Origin of the sequence: Clostridium sardiniense (assembly GCF_016907995.1) — a bacterium.
GTDB classification, from domain to species: Bacteria; Bacillota; Clostridia; order Clostridiales; family Clostridiaceae; genus Clostridium; species Clostridium sardiniense.
Genome location: NZ_JAFBDA010000018.1, coordinates 50,340 through 69,146, shown reverse-complemented (window position 1 = coordinate 69,146; position 18,807 = coordinate 50,340). Strand labels below are relative to the sequence as shown.

At 26.2% G+C, this 18,807-nt stretch carries 16 protein-coding genes and 1 tRNA gene; all 17 read left to right on the top strand.

The genetic code is table 11. From position 1 onward, the window contains the following. Window positions 1-310 precede the first annotated feature (310 nt). The 17 genes from JOC62_RS13810 to JOC62_RS13730 all read left to right on the top strand — a co-directional run bounded on the left by JOC62_RS13810 (window position 311) and on the right by JOC62_RS13730 (window position 18,806). Window positions 311-1,087 (top strand): helix-turn-helix domain-containing protein, encoded by a 777-nt coding sequence (locus JOC62_RS13810; RefSeq protein ID WP_204595865.1) that lies wholly within the window; start codon window positions 311-313, stop codon window positions 1,085-1,087. Window positions 1,088-1,431: 344 nt separating this feature from the next. Continuing rightward, a complete protein-coding gene (locus JOC62_RS13805) occupies window positions 1,432-2,640 on the top strand; it encodes a replication initiator protein A (RefSeq protein WP_204595864.1) in 1,209 nt (402 codons plus the stop codon). A gap of 835 nt (window positions 2,641-3,475) precedes the next feature. Continuing rightward, window positions 3,476-4,225 carry a hypothetical protein gene (locus tag JOC62_RS13800; RefSeq protein ID WP_204595863.1) on the top strand — a complete coding sequence of 250 codons (750 nt, stop codon included), beginning with the start codon at window positions 3,476-3,478 and terminating at the stop codon, window positions 4,223-4,225. Window positions 4,226-4,651: 426 nt separating this feature from the next. Further along, on the top strand, window positions 4,652-5,503 hold the full coding sequence (locus JOC62_RS13795) for an ORF6N domain-containing protein (RefSeq protein ID WP_204595862.1): 852 nt from the start codon (window positions 4,652-4,654) through the stop codon (window positions 5,501-5,503). A gap of 231 nt (window positions 5,504-5,734) precedes the next feature. Then, window positions 5,735-6,556: a hypothetical protein gene (locus JOC62_RS13790; RefSeq protein ID WP_204595861.1), complete on the top strand. Its 822-nt coding sequence runs from the start codon at window positions 5,735-5,737 to the stop codon at window positions 6,554-6,556. Between the two features lie 12 nt (window positions 6,557-6,568). After that, window positions 6,569-9,388, top strand: a complete 2,820-nt coding sequence (locus JOC62_RS13785) for a hypothetical protein (protein ID WP_204595860.1) — start codon at window positions 6,569-6,571, stop codon at window positions 9,386-9,388. Between the two features lie 341 nt (window positions 9,389-9,729). After that, the gene (locus JOC62_RS13780) at window positions 9,730-10,005 is read left to right on the top strand and encodes an HU family DNA-binding protein (protein WP_204595859.1); all 276 of its coding nucleotides are present in this window, start codon (window positions 9,730-9,732) and stop codon (window positions 10,003-10,005) included. Window positions 10,006-10,089: 84 nt separating this feature from the next. After that, the gene (locus JOC62_RS13775) at window positions 10,090-10,284 is read left to right on the top strand and encodes a hypothetical protein (RefSeq protein ID WP_204595858.1); all 195 of its coding nucleotides are present in this window, start codon (window positions 10,090-10,092) and stop codon (window positions 10,282-10,284) included. A 117-nt stretch (window positions 10,285-10,401) separates the two neighbouring features. After that, window positions 10,402-10,475: transfer RNA gene (locus tag JOC62_RS13770), tRNA-Asn, on the top strand. 87 nt (window positions 10,476-10,562) lie between these two features. Next, window positions 10,563-11,063, top strand: a complete 501-nt coding sequence (locus tag JOC62_RS13765) for a hypothetical protein (RefSeq protein ID WP_204595857.1) — start codon at window positions 10,563-10,565, stop codon at window positions 11,061-11,063. Window positions 11,064-11,413: 350 nt separating this feature from the next. Then, entirely contained in the window at window positions 11,414-11,572 is a 159-nt protein-coding gene (locus JOC62_RS13760) for a hypothetical protein (RefSeq protein ID WP_204595856.1), read from the top strand. 38 nt (window positions 11,573-11,610) lie between these two features. Further along, the gene (locus tag JOC62_RS13755) at window positions 11,611-13,014 is read left to right on the top strand and encodes a hypothetical protein (RefSeq protein ID WP_204595855.1); all 1,404 of its coding nucleotides are present in this window, start codon (window positions 11,611-11,613) and stop codon (window positions 13,012-13,014) included. A gap of 40 nt (window positions 13,015-13,054) precedes the next feature. Further along, entirely contained in the window at window positions 13,055-14,614 is a 1,560-nt protein-coding gene (locus JOC62_RS13750) for a hypothetical protein (protein ID WP_204595854.1), read from the top strand. A gap of 12 nt (window positions 14,615-14,626) precedes the next feature. After that, window positions 14,627-14,953, top strand: a complete 327-nt coding sequence (locus JOC62_RS13745) for a hypothetical protein (protein ID WP_204595853.1) — start codon at window positions 14,627-14,629, stop codon at window positions 14,951-14,953. Between the two features lie 234 nt (window positions 14,954-15,187). After that, window positions 15,188-16,030 carry an antA/AntB antirepressor family protein gene (locus tag JOC62_RS13740; protein ID WP_204595852.1) on the top strand — a complete coding sequence of 281 codons (843 nt, stop codon included), beginning with the start codon at window positions 15,188-15,190 and terminating at the stop codon, window positions 16,028-16,030. Window positions 16,031-16,104: 74 nt separating this feature from the next. After that, window positions 16,105-17,013 (top strand): hypothetical protein, encoded by a 909-nt coding sequence (locus tag JOC62_RS13735; protein WP_204595851.1) that lies wholly within the window; start codon window positions 16,105-16,107, stop codon window positions 17,011-17,013. After that, window positions 17,013-18,806: a terminase large subunit domain-containing protein gene (locus JOC62_RS13730; protein ID WP_204595850.1), complete on the top strand. Its 1,794-nt coding sequence runs from the start codon at window positions 17,013-17,015 to the stop codon at window positions 18,804-18,806. Before JOC62_RS13735 ends, JOC62_RS13730 begins: the two co-directional genes overlap by 1 nt. Window position 18,807: the final 1 nt, after the last annotated feature.

The window sequence follows — 18,807 nt, the reverse complement described above, 5'->3', positions numbered from 1 at the left end:
TTATTGTACTGTATTGTACATATTTTATTTTTAACTGTAGTATATAGGTATTATATTGTACTTAATTTGTATCTTATTGTACTATATTATTCATTAATTTAAGTAAAGCTACGTTAAAGATTAAGTAATTTAACCTTAAGCTCAACTTAAACATTTTATATTCTAAACCTAACCTTTATTAAACCTAACAATACTTAAAGTTAAGTTTATGTTTAACCTAATATTTGACAACATTAAAGTTATATGATACTTTAACTTTAATAATATTAAATCATTATGTAGCTTTACATTAAAGAAGGAGTGATTTAACTTGAATAATAAGGAAAAATTTATAGACGTTGATTATACAGATGAGAATATAAAGATAATTACAGATGAACTTGATAAAAGTAAAGTATATTATACAACTGGTCAAGTAGCTAAAATGCTTAATTTAAGTGATTCTAAGCTTAGATATTGGACTAATTTCTTTGCTTTAGATAGCAATGGTAATGATATGATAAAGGTAGAATATACAAACAAAAACAGATCATATACATCTGATAACATTGAAAAACTTAAGTATATGAAAAAATTAATTGAAAAAGATGGTATGACATTACAACAAGCTAAAGACTATACAACTGTCAATGGGTTTAATGCTAATACTAAAGAATTACAAACAGATAATCCATTAGCTCTACAAGCTTTTATATCAGGCTTAACTCAAGAAATGGAAAATAAATTAGCTAACTTTGAAAATAGAGTAGTAGAAAAAGTTTTACTAGCTATGGAAGAAAAGAATAATGAATTAATTTTACAGCAAAAAGAAGTAAATCAAATACTTAAACAAGAAATAGCTATAACTGTAGATCAAGCACTCACTGATAATATAAAAGGAAAACTTGAAGATTTATCTCAATCTGTAGAAAATAGAATACAAGAGTCTTCAAAAGAACAATCACAAAAATTAGATGAGATTTTATCTATACAGCGTGAAGATTCAAAACGTGAAATAGAGTTATGTGATAATTTAAAAAGATTAATGGAAGAACGTAAAGAAGAAAGTACTAATAAAAAATCTTGGTTTAAAAAAATATTTAAGTAACTTTATCATAATTAGTTAATAAATTTCATATTAATAAATAGAGTGGAAAAGTGTTCATTTTTTTTCGTAAGATACTATAACTCGACTCTAATAACAATATAATGATACTATATAACAATATATACTAAACTGTATACTACTTTTGTCAAAACCAGTTATATCAATGGGTACAGAGGACAAATTATCATTCATATACATTAGTTTATCATTAAAATACATTATCTTAAGAAAAATTATCATTCATATACATTAAATTTTGATTGAAATTATCATTGAAATACATTAAGATTATCATTAAAATACATTATCTTTGGATAGAAAGTAAAAGGGAGTGAGAGAACACTGTGGAAAATGTTAATAACTCGCTAGAAGTTAGTAATACCAATGAAGAAGTTGTGGATAACTCACAAGAACAATTAACTTTTTTTAAAATAAAGCAAAGTCATGGAATAAATGAAACAAATCTTATGACTTTGCCTTTTATATCTTTAAAAAGAAAGGTTGAACCTACCATAGAAAGGGTTTGGAAGAAATCTAATGACGAGGTAGTTTCTATGAAGGTAGTTGGAGGGGAGCATGGTGTACCTCAAATTGCAGAATTAGATGTATTATTAGCCTTATTTAGAATTCATTTAAAGAATAATAAAAATGGATTTTTCAAAAATAAAGATACTAATCAATTAAAAATACCCCAAAAAATTCATTTTACATATTCAATGTTAGCTGATGAGCTAGGATATAAAACAAAAAGTGGATTTTTAAAAAAGAAACTTGAGAAAAGTGTAAAAAAATTAAATGAAACTACAATTTATAATAAATTTGCTATATTGGATGCAGAAAAGGGTGAATTTGTATCTAAGTTCAAAGGAGAAGAAAGTTGTAGAATTTTAAAAAGGTATAAGAGCTATTCTAAAGAAGATTATAAAAGAGAAAACGGAAAATTGATGAATCCTTATGAAGTAAAAGACTTTCAGTGTGTTGAAATTGACGATTTCTTTTTAAGCAATATGTGTAATAATTACTATAAGATATATGATTACGAAAAATATAAAGGGTTAAATATGGCTATTGCAAAAAAGATATTTTTAATTCTTAATACATGGTCTAAAGGGAATTCTAAATTTATAACATATCAGGTACTAGCTGATTACATCGGATTAGATTTTAAAGAAAAGAAAGAGCAATATTATGCAATTAAACAGATTAATAAAGCATTTCAGGAGTTAGTTGACGTAGGATATATAGATAGCTTTGATATATTACGTAATCAAGGGATAAATATAATATTCAACCAATTTAAACTAGATGAGGCTAATTATAAGCATTTATTTAAAAATACGAATGATATTATACCTGAGCTTAGATCTTATGGATTGGAATACGAAGAAATAGGGAAGTTAATGGAGAAAGAATCAACGGACTATGTAATAGCTGTGCTTAGAAGTTTAAGATATAGAAAAGAAGTGAAAGGCGAGAATAAAACAAATCCTAAAGAATATCTACTATCAGCTTTCGGAAGATCAAAGTGGGATGTTGGGCAATTCATGGATTAAAGATCATGTATTTAAATGATAAATATAAATTTTATAGCTAAATACTTTGAAATAACTAAAGTGGTTCATAATTATATGAATCACTTTTTTGTATATATTATCATTCAAATACACAAACTAAATAAAATTATAAAAAAGATCATGTATTTAAGTGATAATATTTAAAATATCACATCTTTTTAGAGTTCAAATACATAATCATAATTAAAAGTGTGTATATTTAATATGTTTTTTCATAAAGATCATGTATTTGAAAGATAATAATCTATAAAAATATCATTTAAATACATAAACATAAACTCTTATTAGTTAAATAGTAAGAAAATATATCAAAGTTAATGTATTTAAATTCTAAAATAACAAATAATGTATTTTTAATATACTAAATAGGGTATAGACTGCTTATTTTATAAAAACATAATGTATTTTAATGATAATTAGATATTAATAATGTATATGGCTTCTAAACTGGAAAATAATATATAATAATGAAATCAATTCTAAGATACCTCATGTCCTCTGTAAGCGTTTTTAATCAATTATGATAGTAAATAGACATTAGAGGGATAAAATGTCTTAAAATGGATTTTGATGAGATTTAAAGGCATAGTATATTTTAAACAATAATATAAAAATAAATAAAAAACTTATTTGACAAAAGAGGGATATAGTTTTAAAATTTACTTATAGCCATATATGTATAGAAAGCTTTAAAACCTATTCTAAGAGACTATAAATCTTAGAAATAAATTTACACTACTAAACAAGTAATAGTTGCTTAGAATTGATTGTAGAGCTTTACAATAGCGTGTTAATAATTTGGAAGGAGATAATTATGTCAAATAGTATCATTACAAATAGGATTTTTTATAAATTATATGATAAGGAAGATGAGAGTATACTAAACAACATAAATAAAAAGGATGGGAAAGTGATATTAATTTTAAACAGTTTATATTATTTAACTAATAGACTTGATGTTGCAAATACTACTCTAAAAAAGCTGATAGAAAGTTGTAAATATAGTGATGTGCCCAAAAATATAAATTCTTTTAAAGATATACTATATAAATTAAAAGAAATACATATAATTGATTTTCAACAGGAGATAAAAGATAAAAATACTTTTTTAGAAATAAACTGCAGCAATTTAATTGATAAAGATGATGGATATTTTAATTTCTTCAAACTTGAACAAGAAGAAATAGAATTAATAAGATCCAATACAACTAACAATCAAAATTTTATGACTCAACTGAAAGTATATTGCTATCTTAAAGCAAGAGTGAAAAAGATAGATGGTAGTAGGAATATATATGAACGATGTATGGGAGAAGCAGAGGTAACATGGAAAAGTTATGATAATATAACTAAATATACTGGAGTAAGTGCGGTAGAAAAAGCAATAACCAATTTAAAAGAGATAGGATTAATTGATTATATTAATGCTGGAAACAAAAATAATAAAATTAAACATAATAACATTTATGCTTTAACAAAAATAAGTAAAGATGTAAAAGGTGAACTTAAAGAGGGATTAAAACAATATAGGTATTGGGAAAAAAGAATAAATAATAAAATATAATAACAAGAGAACAAAAACTACTCAAACGAATAACGTAGTGTCCATTCGTGCGAGTAAGAACTTTATTTTATTTTTATTAATATATTTTATTATTATTATACCCCAAACAGGGTTAAGCTACGTATACCTGTTTTTTAAAATTTCAAGAAAACAGGGTTAAGCTGTATATACCTGTTTTATTTTAGATGGTTTTTTAAAACAATTATAAAATAAATAAAGAATAATATTGACATTATAATTTAGAAGTAATATACTAGATATTGTCAAGGGGATTTAAAATCAAATATAAAGTGACTAAGGCTAATTCTAAGAGGCTTTAATATTTGACTAGACAAATTCTATTACTTGATAATGGAATGTCTTAGAATTGGATTTGATAGCTTATAAAGGTACAGTAAAATAAATAAAGAAGAAAGAGGTATACATATGAATAATGAAATACAAATTAAAGGAAATACAAATTTTATGGGGATAGAAGTCCCAAATCTTGAAGGCGGTTTTGGAGAAAATCAGAAAGTCATATTAGCTAAGACAGTAGCAGAAGTCCATAATGAAGAATTAAGAAGAGTTAATGAAATTATTAATAGAAATAGAGATGAATTTGAAGATGGAATTGATATAATTGATTTAAAAAACTCAATCGCAAATTGCGATTCGCTTTTAGAAAATTTAGGGTATACAAAACAAAAAATATCTAATAGTAAAAATATTTATTTATTATCCGAGCAAGGCTATATGTTGTTAGTTGGTTTTATGAAAACTAAAGAAGCCAAAGAAATACGTAAGAAATTAAGAAGAGAGTACTTTTCCATGAGGAAGGTTATTAAGGATAATGAGGACTTGAAGAAAAATCTATTATTAGATGTCTATGGTGGAGGAACGAAGGCTATAGAAAGTGCAAAAAGGATAGCAAAAATAGAAATAGAAGAAAAAACTAAAGAAATAAAAGATGGGAATGATAAAGTCTTAACTTGTGGACAGGTTGTAAATCAGTTAGAAATTTCAGAACTTACAACCACTATACTTAATGAATGGTTTTGTTTGAATGGTTTTGGAACAATGATGAAGAAACAAGGTGAAAAAAAAAGATGTTTCCAACCATCAGAAAAATTTCTTCAACTTATAGCAAAAGAAGGTTATTCTATGACTGGTAAAACTCAAAAGGGAGATAAAATCAAAGTTGTATATACTGTTGGGCTAGTTAAAGAATTAATAGATAATTATTTAGATTCGATCAAGTCTTACACAGAAATACAAATAGGAAAGAAGATAGCATAAAATAATAAAATAAATAAAAAATATAAATAAAATAGTAATTTTAAATAAATATATTTACGTAAAAAAAGATATATAAATTAGAATACTGACTTTATTTTAGGTCATATGATAAATTATACCTCCGAGGTTATTACAAACAAGTATTTTAAAAATATTAACCAAGGAATGCGACCTCGGAGGATATTCAAAAATTATAAAAACTAAAAATGAGAGAGGTGAATCAAAATACAAATGGTTAAATTACATGATGGTAGAGAAGTATTTGGAATCATTTATAGAATAAAAAATAAAATAAATAATAAAGTATACATAGGACAAACTACTCAGGCAAGAGGTTTTAAAGATAGATATTGTTGTAGAGGTGAAGGAATAGAAAGAGTTAAAGAATATTATGAAACTCATCAATGGAAAAATAAGCATTTATGTAATTCATTTAATAAATATGGAATGAATAATTTTGAAGTAATAGAAGAATTAGATACAGCGAACAGTATGTCAGAATTAAATGAAAAAGAAGAAAAATATATAAATTTCTATAACAGTGTAGATCCTTCATATGGATATAATAATGCACAAGGTGGATGCAATAAAGAAAGAAACAAGGAAAGTAAAATAAGGTTTTACAAGAAGGTGGCTCATCCTATTTATTGTATAACTACAAAAGAATGTTTTTATTCTAGCGTAGAAGCTTCTGAAAGATATAATTTAGATAATAAAAAGCTCCAAGGAGGTATGAAGAGATATAAGAAATATAGTATAGAAACAAAACAAGGTAGCGTACTTTGTTTTAGATATTTATTTGGACAGACAGAATGTAAGAGTAGAAAACCGATTATAGAAATAAACAGTATGAAAATTTTTTATAGTCTAAAAGAAGCAACTCTTTATTATGGATTACATAAAAGTACGATAACTAGACAATTACAAGGCAATTTAAAGAAAAGATTAATACATAACAATAAACAATTAATTTTTATCTATGCTAAAGATTTTTTTAATAAGCAAAATCCAACATATGATAAAAATGTTAAAACTGAAAATAATGTAGCATAAGAGAGGTAAGAAATGAAAGCAGAAAATACATATATATTAAATTTAGAAGCAGCATACATATATAAAGCACAATTAGAAAATGAAGTAATTGGATATAATACGAATCAGAAAAAAATAGATAAGGATGGTAAGGAAACAAAAGAACCTTTATTTACAAAAGATATTTTATATTCAGCAACAATACCATACAGTTTAGAAACTATAAGAGCTTATGAAAAATATCCTGATGAATGGAGAAGAGAAGATGAGAAATATTATACCGATTTATTTGTAAATGTTAATTTTACCAAACACTATAAAATAAAGAATGAAAAATATAAAGAGGAATCAGATATACCAGAAGAAAAACATAAATACATAAAAGTATTAGATGTGAAGAAAATTAGACATAGATTATATACAGAGGGATTTAAAATAAATGGTATAAAATATTGTATGTTTAAAAGAGGGGGCAGTAAGGCGAGAACAGCTAGTGCTATCTTTGTAAAAGAAGAAATGTTTAAAACATTATATAATAAATGTTTATTAGGGTTAGAATTTCCAGTGGATGATTACTGTGATTTAACTTCAAAGAATGCTTATATATCATTAATAATGTCTGGAATTATAGGAACTATTGATATAAAAAGAGAAGAAATACTTATCATTGATGATGTAATGGGAAAAAAAATGAAAGTTAAAGCATCCGTTACGGAAAGAAATGAAGATAATGAGATTGTGGTTAATGAATACGAAGATTATCCAGTACAAAACAATATGACAGATGGACAAGGGTTATTGGACGAATCAGTTTTTGAGAATAATAAAATAATTAAAGGACATTCAGTAGCTTTACTTAGAAATGATTTCACAAAGTGTGCAGCTTTCAATACAAAATTACAAGAATATTATAAAGAGAATAACATAACGCAGGTTTATGATATATATAGAGGATGGGTTGATAGTAAAGATATTAAATTGGTTATCACACCTTCAAGTTGTAAATTCTTAAAATTTACTAATAAGTTTGAATCTAAAAAAGAATGTTACTTACATTGGTGGTCACATATTGATTTAATGTTTGGAGTAGTTAAAACGGATCACATTGGTAACTATGGATATGCCAATAGGTTATCTTATCAAATGATTAATTCATTAGAATTAAATTACGATGAAGTTAAACAAATAGCACAAGAAGAAATAAATTACATAAAAATGTTAAAAAATAATTGTCTAATAGATAATAAAACAATAGGACAAAAATTAAGTAAAAAACAAAGAGAGGAAGCAACTAAGTTAAAAAACGATATGACCTATTTCATGCACTATATAGGGAATAATGGTTCTGAATTATCATCTGGAGAAATAATAAGTGATTTAATATCTGTTAATAGTGACTATAGATTTACTAAAGCTTTTAAAGAATATAAAAAGAATCAAATAGATAATTATATAAGAGATGTTAGGACTGGAAAGGTAAGAATAAGTAATTCATTATATTCAATCTTATTCTCTTGCCCTTATACAATGTTAAAGCAAACTACACAGAAAGAAATGATGACAGATAGTATAAGTCATGGTTGGGAAGTTTATTGTCCTAGATTCGATAATAATAAGGAGCTATGCATGATTAGAAATCCACAAATTAATAGTGGAAATATAGCACATGTAACCAACATATATCACAATGAATATAAATGGTTTAATCTTTCGGATTTTGTAGTTGTGCTTAATACATATGATGTAGATGTAATGAATAGATTACAAGGTTGTGATTTCGATATAGATTCTGCTTTACTATCAGAACAACCTATAATAGTAGCTAAAGCTAAGGAATGTATGGACAAGTATCACACACCCATTAATGCTATCAAAGGTAAAATAGATCTCAAAAGAGATACGTTAGAAGAGTTAGCTGAATTAGATAATTATTTAGGACAATCTACTAGAACAATAGGACAAATAGTTAATAAAAGCGCTATATGTAATGCTTATATGTGGCATTACATTGCCAATAGTGGGGACAAAGAATTAATTCAAAAATTATATGATGCTAGTTCAATGTTATCTTCATTTTCTCAAATAGCAATAGATATGGCTAAAAAATCCTTCATGGATAACAATGGAAAAAGAATGTCTTTATTAATGGAAATGCAGAAAATAAATAAATGGGAAGTTAAAGGTAACAATATATTATATTTTAATGAAGAGATTTTAAAAGATGAAAATGGTAAGAAAACTTCTATTAAAAAAATGATAGTTCCTAAATTTTTTGGAGAAATAGCTAATAATCAATTTAGGATATTAAAACATTTAGATTGCGGAATGGATTATTTACAAGATGTAATGGATAATGAGTTAGGGAAAACGCTACCAACAAAATTAATTGAAATGAAATCTTTATTAGAACCATATTCATCACTAAATGGAATAAAAAACACAAGACATATAGAAGAAGTATTACAGATTATAATTAAATGTAATAGGACTGTAAATTGGTGTAAAACAATTAATTGCAAAGAAAGGTATGGAGATAAAGCAAGACATACTATAAGTAAGAATGCAAAAAAGAAAGCTATAGAAAATATTAAAAAGTTAAAGTTGACAAATAAGACTATAATGATGATATTAAGGAAGGCTTTTGGGGTAGTTAAGGAAGATACAGAAAAAAAATTCTCAGATATGACTTCATTAACATTAACATTGTTGTATAATGTTAATTCTGAATATGTATTAAATTGTTTCAAAAGTAATAATATTTTAAATGATAAAACACTCGTATTAGACACAGATGGATCTGAGATTATATGGTGTGATGCTTATAAAATAATAAAAAAATCAGAGAAAATCTAGTAATTTCGTTTACGTTTTTAAAAAATAAATTTAAGTAATACCTCTTAAAGCTAGTTATATCAACGCTTGTAGCGTTTTATATAAGAACCCTCTAAACGATACCTTATGGTAGAGTAAATAAAAGCAATATTTTATAAAATAAATAAACAATTACTCTATCATTTCATTTTTATACCTCTCAAATTTTATTTCTCTCTTTGTGTGGGATAGTCAGAGCGTAAGGACTATCCTATCACAAAAGAGAAAGTTATTTTTTAAAGGTATAAAGTTAAACAAGTAAACCAAAAGCCTTATGGCTTAATAAAATAAATAAAAAAAGAGAGAAAAAGGAGTAGATAATTATGAATAAGAAAGAATTAATAGGAAGAATGGCAGAAAAATCAGGATCAACAAAGAAGGAAACAGAAGTAGCTTTAAAAGCATTTGTAGAAAGTGTTGAAGAAGCTTTAGAAAATGGTGAAAGAGTTCAATTAGTTGGATTTGGAACTTTCGAGACTAGAGAAAGAGCAGCTAGAGAAGGTCACAATCCATTAACAGGAGAAAAGATGCACATAGAAGCTAAAAAAGCTCCAGCATTTAAGGCTAGTAAAACATTAAAAGAAAAAGTGAATAAGTAGAATATATAAATAATAGGATTGTCTTCGGACTTTCCTATTAAAATAAGACTTTTAATCAAAATAAATGAAGAGTAGGTGGAATTAATGGCAAAAGCAAAAAATATTAGAACAACTTCTGATGAGTATAAATTAGTAGGTACTCTTAATGTAGAAGATTTAGAAAATATGGTAGTTGAATCAGAAGAAGGAGAAGTTTCTTTAACTGATATAATTAAGAATTTTGATGGAACAGAAGTTGAGTTTACATTAAAGAAAAAGATTGAACAACCATTAGCATAATGATTCAAGGTTATATCCAACCTTTTAAAAATGGAGGTTAATTCAATACGGAGATGATATTCACAAGGATGGTAGGGTTATTAGGGGTATGAGATGAGTCTTGTATCCTTTTAATATGGAAATGTAGTTCAATGGTAGAACGGATGGCTGTTAACCATTTAATCAGAGTTCAATTCTCTGCATTTTTGCCAAATTTTAATATAAAATTATATAACAAGGAGTTTTTGATGACCTTTTCCAAAGATTATGTTAATATACATAAGACGGGAGGGAAAAATTTGGAAAAATTAGAAAAAATCAAGAAGAAAACTTTGGAGAAATTAGAAAAAATCAAGAAGAAAAAATTTTATAGAATTACTAAAAAAAATTATGAGGACTATAAAGAAGAAATTGAAGATTATGATATCGATAATTTAAATTTTATGAGAATTGAGCTACAATCAAAGATCTACCCTGTAGATAGCACTATGGTATATATTTCTCTTTCTTTAGCATTTGCTTCATTTTTATTTAATAGTACAGTTATAAATACTATGTTTAATTTACTATCTAATGGAGATTATACACTTGTAAATGGTGTAAAAATTTTAATAGGTTTAATAATTATTTCACTTTCTTATAATTTTTATAAAAGTATAAGAAATAGAGTATATAAGGCAAAAATAGAAATTATAAAATTAAGATTAGAAGTATTAAAACAAAAAGAAGCTAAAGAAGCTAAAGAAGAAAAAACCAAAACAAAAACAAAAACCAAAACGAAAAGTAAAAAAAAGAAATAGAACATTAAATTAAAAAAAATAAAACAAATATATGAATTATAAAGCACTCATAATTAAGTGAGTGCTTTTTATTTATATAAACTATATAGCGACCTTTTCGTATTCGTCTATTTTCACAAATAACATTATAACATAAAAAAGACAAGAGAGGAAGATAAAAGTGGGAGAAAAAAGAAATGAAAAACATAAATTTTGGGACTATATGTGTCCAAGTTGTGGGAAGAAATTTTTGACAAGCGAATTAGAAGATATGGGTTATATAGACCATATTAAGTTAGGTGTGGTTTATAATTGTCCTAATTGTGAATATTCACATTACGAATCAAAATAAAAATATTGGAGTGTATATTATGCAAGTAGTAAGAAATTATAATGATGCAAACATACTTTTAAGTAGAGGACACAAGTTATTAAAAATAGATAGAGATAAAAATAATAGAAAATATTTAATATTTCTTTTTAAAAGAACGAATGGATTGATGGAAGATTTAAAAGAAATAACAAAATAAATAAATTATAAATGTGATGAAAGGATTGATGAAATAAAATGAGAAAAGTATTTTTAGAAGATTTGCCTAAAAGAGGGAATCGTATTGATTGGAAGAAATCAGTAGGATGTAACGTGCCTTTTATATATGATGATATAGAGGGGGAAGCTTATATAGCGTCTAAAGAAAATAATTATTTAACAATTAAATATAACGGCAAACAATATGAAATATCTACAGATGGATTTAAAAAATGTGAATTTGGAAAAATTGTAGGGAAAATTAATGGCGAATATAGAATTGAAATAGATACTCTTTTAAAAAATGAAAAACAAGATTTTTTAATTATAGATAGATCAAGAAGAAAAGATAATCAAAATATAAAAAGAAGGTATTATAAATATCATTGTAATAAATGTGGAAATGAAGATTGGATAATAGAAGATGGCTTATTAAAAAAGCATGGATGCAATGTTTGTAATAGTTTTAAAAAGAAGATTAAGTTAGGTATTAATACCATATGGGATACTGATAGATGGATGTGCGATTTAGGAATTAGTGAAGAGGATGCTAAGAAATATAGTAGTAGAAGTGGACAAAAAACAACTGTTATCTGTCCTATTTGTAATAACAAAAGAAAAGTTGTTATAAAGAAGATTTATGAAAGAAAATCAATAGGGTGTAGTTGTAGGAATAGTAAGAGTTATCCAGAAAAATTTATATTTAATATGTTAAGACAATTAAATATAAGTTTCAAAACAGAATATTCACCTAAATGGGCAGAAAATAAGAGGTATGATTTCTATATTAAAGATTTAAATTGTATCATAGAAACTCATGGTAGACAGCATTATGAAGATCATACTTTTGAACATCTTGGAGGTAGAACTTTAAAACAAGAACAGCAAAATGATAAATATAAAAGAGAAAGTGCATTAAAAAATGGGATTAAACACTATATAGAATTAGATTGTAGAGAAAGTAACTTAGAATATATAAAAAATAGTATTTTAAAATTAAAACTGTCTAAGTTATTCGATTTATTAAAAGTGGACTGGCTCAAATGTGCAGAGTTTGCTATTGAGAATACAACAAAACAAATATGTGACTATTGGAATAGCAAAAAAGAAAATGAGACCGTAGAGAATATCAGTAATAAAACTATGATAGCAAGGAGTACAATAGTTAGACATTTAAAAATTGGAGCAAGTATGGGGTTATGCATATATGATCCAGCACTTGAAAGTAGAAAGACAATAGTAAAAAATCATAAAAAGCATGAAAAGAAAGTTTATGTTTTTAAGGATGATGATTTATTAGGATGTTTTAAATCTAATAAAGAATTAGCAAACAAAAGTGAGGAGATTTTTGGAGAAAAGTTTGATACAGCAGGCATATCTGGAGTTTGTACAGGTAGGCTGAAGAGTTATAAAGGTTTTATATTTAGTCATGAAAATAATTAGTATAAAAATAAATAAAGAATAAAAAGGGAGAGTAATTAAATTGGAAGATTTATTAAAAAGGAGAGTTAATGAATCAGATTTTGAATATAAAGTAAGATTATGTACTTTAAAATTAGATAAAGAAATTAGAGTTTCATGGGAGGAACTTGTTAATATATTGGGTGTTAATTGTTCACCAGATCATTTAAGAAAACTTAGTTATGCTTATAAAGAGTTTTCAAATCATGTAGGCAAGAATGTAAGGTTTGCCAAAGATGAAATAGTAAATGAAGTTAAAAATAGTGAAAAATTAATTAGAGATGAGAAAAAAGAACTAGAAAACATTATAAAAGAAAAAGAGAAATATGAAAAAGAACTTCAAAAATTAGAAGCTAAAGAAGAAAAGACTATGAAAGTAGTTGAAACTGGTGAATACTATACCATTTATTCTTCTGATAGACAATTAAAGGTTAAAAAAGATACTGTTAAAAGAATAAAAGAAATTTATTGTGGTCAAGGAATAGGGGTATCTCAGGTTTGTAGGACTTTAAATATTCCTAGAAGAGATTTTATGCTAATCAAATATGCTTTTAATATAGTTCATGATGATGTGCCTTTTCTTGATTCAGAATTAGAAGAAGGAAATATCGATAATTTAGTAAATAAAACTTTAGAACAAAAGAAAAATGAATATTTCATCAAACTTCAAGAGAAAGAAATTTCTGAAATGAAGAAAGAATTAAATATATATAGAGATAAAGATTATCTATACAACAAAGCAATGGAGAAAATTAATAAAATTGAAATTTACCCTAGCAATTATAATATAGAAATTAAACCTTATAAAAATAAAAGGGTTGCCTTATTAGATTTGGCTGATTTACATATAGGAATTAAATGTGATAACTATTTTAATACATATGATGTTGCAGAAGCATATAGTAGAGCAGAAGAATTAACTAAAGAAGTTATCGAAACTGCTGCCGAATTAGGTATCACAGAAATACATGTCTCAAACTTAGGGGATATTATATCTGGTATTATACATGACTCGATAATCAAAGAAAGTGAAATACTTATTGATGACCAAGTTGCAGTAGCAGTTGAAATTATAGGTAAAATGCTTATTGAATTTTCTCAAGTATTTGATAAAGTAATCTATTCAGATTTAGTGGGGAATCATGGAAGAGTATATAAAAATAAAGATGCATCTACAGAGAAAGAAAATTTTGAAAGATTTGTTTCATTAGGTTTAGGATGGATGTTCAAAGATAGATCTGAATACAGCAATGTATTTTTTGAAAAGAATTTATTAGACAATGGCGTAATAATGAAAGAAATAGAAGGTGTTAAGATTTATGAGACTCATGGACATTTAGATAAATTTAATAAAATGGCTAGTGATTTAGGTATGATGTTTGGTAGGTCTGATGAAATACATACAGCACATTATCATCATAATAAAATGGAGGAGTTCCATTGTTGTGAAGTATTTATGTCAAGATCCTTTGCAGGAACAGATACTTATTCAAAAGACATTAGAAAAACTTCTACACCTGGACAAAGATTATATATTTACTCAAATGGACAAAGAGAATATATAAAAGATATTGAATTTTAGGAGAGATAGAATATGAATATAGATTTAAAAAATGAGATACTAGAAAATGAAGATATAAGTGTAATTGGAAACGAACCGTTTATCAAACAATTATTTTTTGATGTATGCAATGAGAGAGAATTTATAGTTTCAACAAATGTTGAATTTACTGATGAATTCTTATGCTTAACTAGACTAGGTGATTGCATTAATGTTGAGAAAATAAAAGATGAAAATGAAGATTATATTTGGCACGATACAGAAATGTTATGGATAGATGATGAAGTGTTACAAGATGCTATGTCAAAAGTGCAAGAAGATAGATTTTTAGTAGATAAAGATTTAATTTGGTTATATTAAAATAGCAGCCTTAATAAAATAAATAAAAAAGGAGTCTAGCAATAAATCTAGACTTCTTATATATTGCAATGGTGTTTTATCCTTAACACCTTTCTTATTTTGAAGTGTAAATGATGAAATGAGTGGGAGTAGCTACTCACTCTATTTGTCGTTGAAATAAGAAAGTTAAAATACGATTGGAGTGTATAGAGATACTTCAAAATAAGAAATTAAAACAAAGAAGGGATGAGATTTATGAAGAAATTTCAAAAGACAATTAATGGAGAAAAATACAAAGGAGAGAAGTTTGAAAGGTTAGACATAATTAATAAATTTAACCGTTCAGAAAAGGAATGGAATTTAATAGACCAATACCAAAATACATTTCCACAATTACTACTACAAGATGTAGAAGGATTTATTATTGATGCTAGAATATTATGGAGTGAACTAGGAGAACCCCAGGGGAAATTTGCAGATTGGGTTAAGAGAAAAATAGTAGGAATTTATAGAGAAAATAAGGATTTTGAGGTTATTCGCAAACTTGAGAAAAACTCTAAAGGTGGTAGACCAGAAGAAAATTACATATTAACATTAGAAACTGCAAAAGCATTAGCATTAAGTATAGGTACTACTAAAAATTCAAGTGAAGAAGTCAGAAATAAAGGTAGATTAGTTAGAGATTACTTTATATTAATAGAAAAGATACTTAAAGAGTATGAAGATTGGATTAAAGAGAGAAATCCTGAAAGGGCTGGATATAAAGAAATGAAGCAAGCAATATATGAGTGGTGCATTAGAAAAGGTTATGATTGCTTGAATGAAACATTTTATAGTAGAGAAGGAAATATGTTAAATGTTGTACTAACAGGTCAAAGAGCAATAGATCTTAGATTTATTAAAGGTATTATAGACAACCAAACTAGGGACAATCTTGATATTGAAGTTAATAAAGCGTTATCAGATTTACAGAATAATAATAGTATGCTTTTAGCTAATAATATGGAATTTGAAATTAGAAAACAATTCTTAGAAAATTATTGTAATATGAAATATAAAAATATTAGAGAAAATTTTAATAAAATAAATAATAAATAGCTTAAAGATAAGATACCTAATTTAGGTGTCTTTTATTGAGATTATTTGAAAATTTAAGAAAGGGGGGAGTGGTTATGGCATCACCTTTACAAAAATGTACTATGTGTGGGGAAGAGAAAAAATCCACTTCGGCAAATTTTTATAAGTCATTTAGTCCTTTATTTAAAGGAAATCATGAAAATAGAATGTGTATTTGTAAGAAATGCCTATTAGAGTATGCAGATAAACTCAAAAATACTCACAATAGTGAAAATAAAGCACTATATGAAATATGTAGATTAGTTGATATTTATTATTCTAAAACTTTATACAACCAACTTAATGAAGAAAATAATAGAAGTAGGGTAAATAATATATTTGCAACATATCTTCAAAAGGTAAATTCATTGCATCAATACAAAGAAAAAACGTTTATTGATAGTGAACCCTATGAATTAGAAATTACTTATAACGGAAATTTAGAGGATGAAGAAGTTAGTGAAGTTGATTTAATTGATTTTTGGGGTGAAGGCTATTCAGAAGATGAATATAGATTTTTAATGAAGGAATACGAGAATTTAACAACAAGGTTTGAATGTGATTCATACTCACAAGAAATGCTGTTCCAAGATATAGCTTTTCAAAGATTGGATATAAGAAAGAAAAGGCAACTTGGAAAAAGTGTAGATAAAGAACTTAAAACACTACAGGATTTACTAGGATCTGCAAATATTAAACCAGCCCAAGAAAATGCTAGTATGGCTTCGGAGCAAGTTACGTTTGGTACTTTAATTAAAAAATTTGAAAATGAAAAGCCAGTACCTCCTCCTTTACCAGAATGGATGGCTGCAAATTGGATTAAAAAATATGTATGTGTATGGTTCTTCGGTAATTTATGCGAAATGATGGGGAAGCATAATCCATTTAAAGACGAATATGACGAGGAAGTTGCTAAATATACAGTGAAACGTCCTGGGGAGGATGAAGAAGGTGAAGGGGAATAATGACTTCACATAATAATTATTCAAAAAATAAACAACAAAAAAAACATGATTTATTCAAACAAAGAAGGGTATTAAATAAAGATACTGAGAACATGACAAAATCCGAAAGATTGATGAATGGGGTAGGGCTATGGACTAGCTTTTATAGGTTGTTTCCACATATATTTGTTAAAGATTTTCTTGGTGTAGAATTAAAGGTGTTTCAACAAATATTGATATATTTTATGATGCATTTTAATTATTTTATGTATATAGCTTCAAGAGGGCAAGGTAAATCCTTCTTGACGGCAATATTCTGTTGTACTAGGGCTATATTGTTTCCAGAATCTAAGATAATATTAGCAGCTGGTACTAAATCTCAAAGTATTGAAATAATAGAAAAAATATCTGAGCTAAGAAATAATTCGCCAAATTTAGCTAGAGAAATTGATGACTTGAGAGTTGGTTCAAATGATGCAAGAGTAATATTTAAAAATGGTAGTTGGATTAGAGCGGTTGCTTCTAATCAAGGATCAAGGTCTAAAAGGGCTAACGTAATTGTATGTGATGAGTTTCGTATGATACCAAAAGATATTATTGATTCTGTTTTAAGAAAGTTTATGACAGCACCTAGACAACCTGGATACTTAAGTAAACCTGAATACAAACATATGCAAGAAAGAAACAAAGAATTATATCTTTCTTCTGCATGGTTTAAACATCACTGGTCTTGGGAAAAAGTCAATGCTTTTTTTAAATCAATGTTAGATGGGAAGTCTTATTTTTTATGCAGTTTACCTTATCAATTACCTATAAAAGAAGGATTATTAATGAGAGAACAGGTTGAAGATGAAATGTCAGAAGCAGATTTCTCTGAAATATCTTGGCTAATGGAAATGGAAGCTAAATTCTTTGGTGAATCTGAAAAAGCATTTTTTAAATTTGCTGACTTGGATAAAAATAGAGCTTTACCAAATGCATTATATCCTAAATCTTTTTATAATTTATTAAAGGATAAAAATTTTAAATATGAAGCAAAAGATAAGGAAGAAATAAGATTAGTAACTTGCGACATATCAGGTATGAGTTCGGAAAAAAACAACAATGATGCTTCTGTTTATACAATAATTAGATTAATACCTTCCAAGAATAAGAAAAGCTATAATATGTATGTTGCATATATAGAAAGCTCGGAAGGTGGACACTCATTAACACAAGCAATAGAAATAAGAAGATTATATGAAGAATTTGATTGTGATTATATAGTAATAGATACACAATCGTTTGGATTAGGCGTATATGATAACTTAGTTACTGATTTATATGATAAAGAATTAAATAAACCTTATCCAGCTTTAAGTTGTATTAATGATGAAACTATGGCTAAAAGATGCTTCGCTCAAGATGCTCCAAAAGTTATATGGAGTATAAAAGCTACTCCAAATTTAAATAGTGATATGCATATGTTTGTTAGAGATAGCTTAAAACAAGGAAAATTAAATTTCCTTATAAATGAAAATGAATGTAAAGATATTTTAATGAAATATAAAAATTATGAAGCATTACCAGTAGAAGATCAAACCAAAATGGTATCACCATATCTACAAACAAGCTTATTAATACAAGAGATGGTTAACCTTGAAAGAGTTGATACTGGTAATATGCTAATTAAACTTAAAGAACCATCAACAAAAAGAAAAGATAGATATAGTTCTTTAGGTTACGGGGTATATGTTACAAAACAATTAGAAAATAATTTAAGAAAAGAAGAAATAGATTTTGAAGATGATGATGATTATGTAATGTGGATATAGA

Excerpts from the sequence above, each read along its gene's own strand:
- JOC62_RS13760 (WP_204595856.1), top strand. The coding sequence starts at position 11,414 with ATGCAAGTAGTAAGAAATTATAATGATGCAAACATACTTTTAAGTAGA.
- JOC62_RS13740 (WP_204595852.1), top strand. The coding sequence starts at position 15,188 with ATGAAGAAATTTCAAAAGACAATTAATGGAGAAAAATACAAAGGAGAG.
- JOC62_RS13730 (WP_204595850.1), top strand. The coding sequence starts at position 17,013 with ATGACTTCACATAATAATTATTCAAAAAATAAACAACAAAAAAAACAT.
- JOC62_RS13785 (WP_204595860.1), top strand. The coding sequence starts at position 6,569 with ATGAAAGCAGAAAATACATATATATTAAATTTAGAAGCAGCATACATA.
- JOC62_RS13735 (WP_204595851.1), top strand. The coding sequence starts at position 16,105 with ATGGCATCACCTTTACAAAAATGTACTATGTGTGGGGAAGAGAAAAAA.
- JOC62_RS13795 (WP_204595862.1), top strand. The coding sequence starts at position 4,652 with ATGAATAATGAAATACAAATTAAAGGAAATACAAATTTTATGGGGATA.
- JOC62_RS13745 (WP_204595853.1), top strand. The coding sequence starts at position 14,627 with ATGAATATAGATTTAAAAAATGAGATACTAGAAAATGAAGATATAAGT.
- JOC62_RS13800 (WP_204595863.1), top strand. The coding sequence starts at position 3,476 with ATGTCAAATAGTATCATTACAAATAGGATTTTTTATAAATTATATGAT.
- JOC62_RS13780 (WP_204595859.1), top strand. The coding sequence starts at position 9,730 with ATGAATAAGAAAGAATTAATAGGAAGAATGGCAGAAAAATCAGGATCA.
- JOC62_RS13755 (WP_204595855.1), top strand. The coding sequence starts at position 11,611 with ATGAGAAAAGTATTTTTAGAAGATTTGCCTAAAAGAGGGAATCGTATT.
- JOC62_RS13790 (WP_204595861.1), top strand. The coding sequence starts at position 5,735 with ATGGTTAAATTACATGATGGTAGAGAAGTATTTGGAATCATTTATAGA.
- JOC62_RS13775 (WP_204595858.1), top strand. The coding sequence starts at position 10,090 with ATGGCAAAAGCAAAAAATATTAGAACAACTTCTGATGAGTATAAATTA.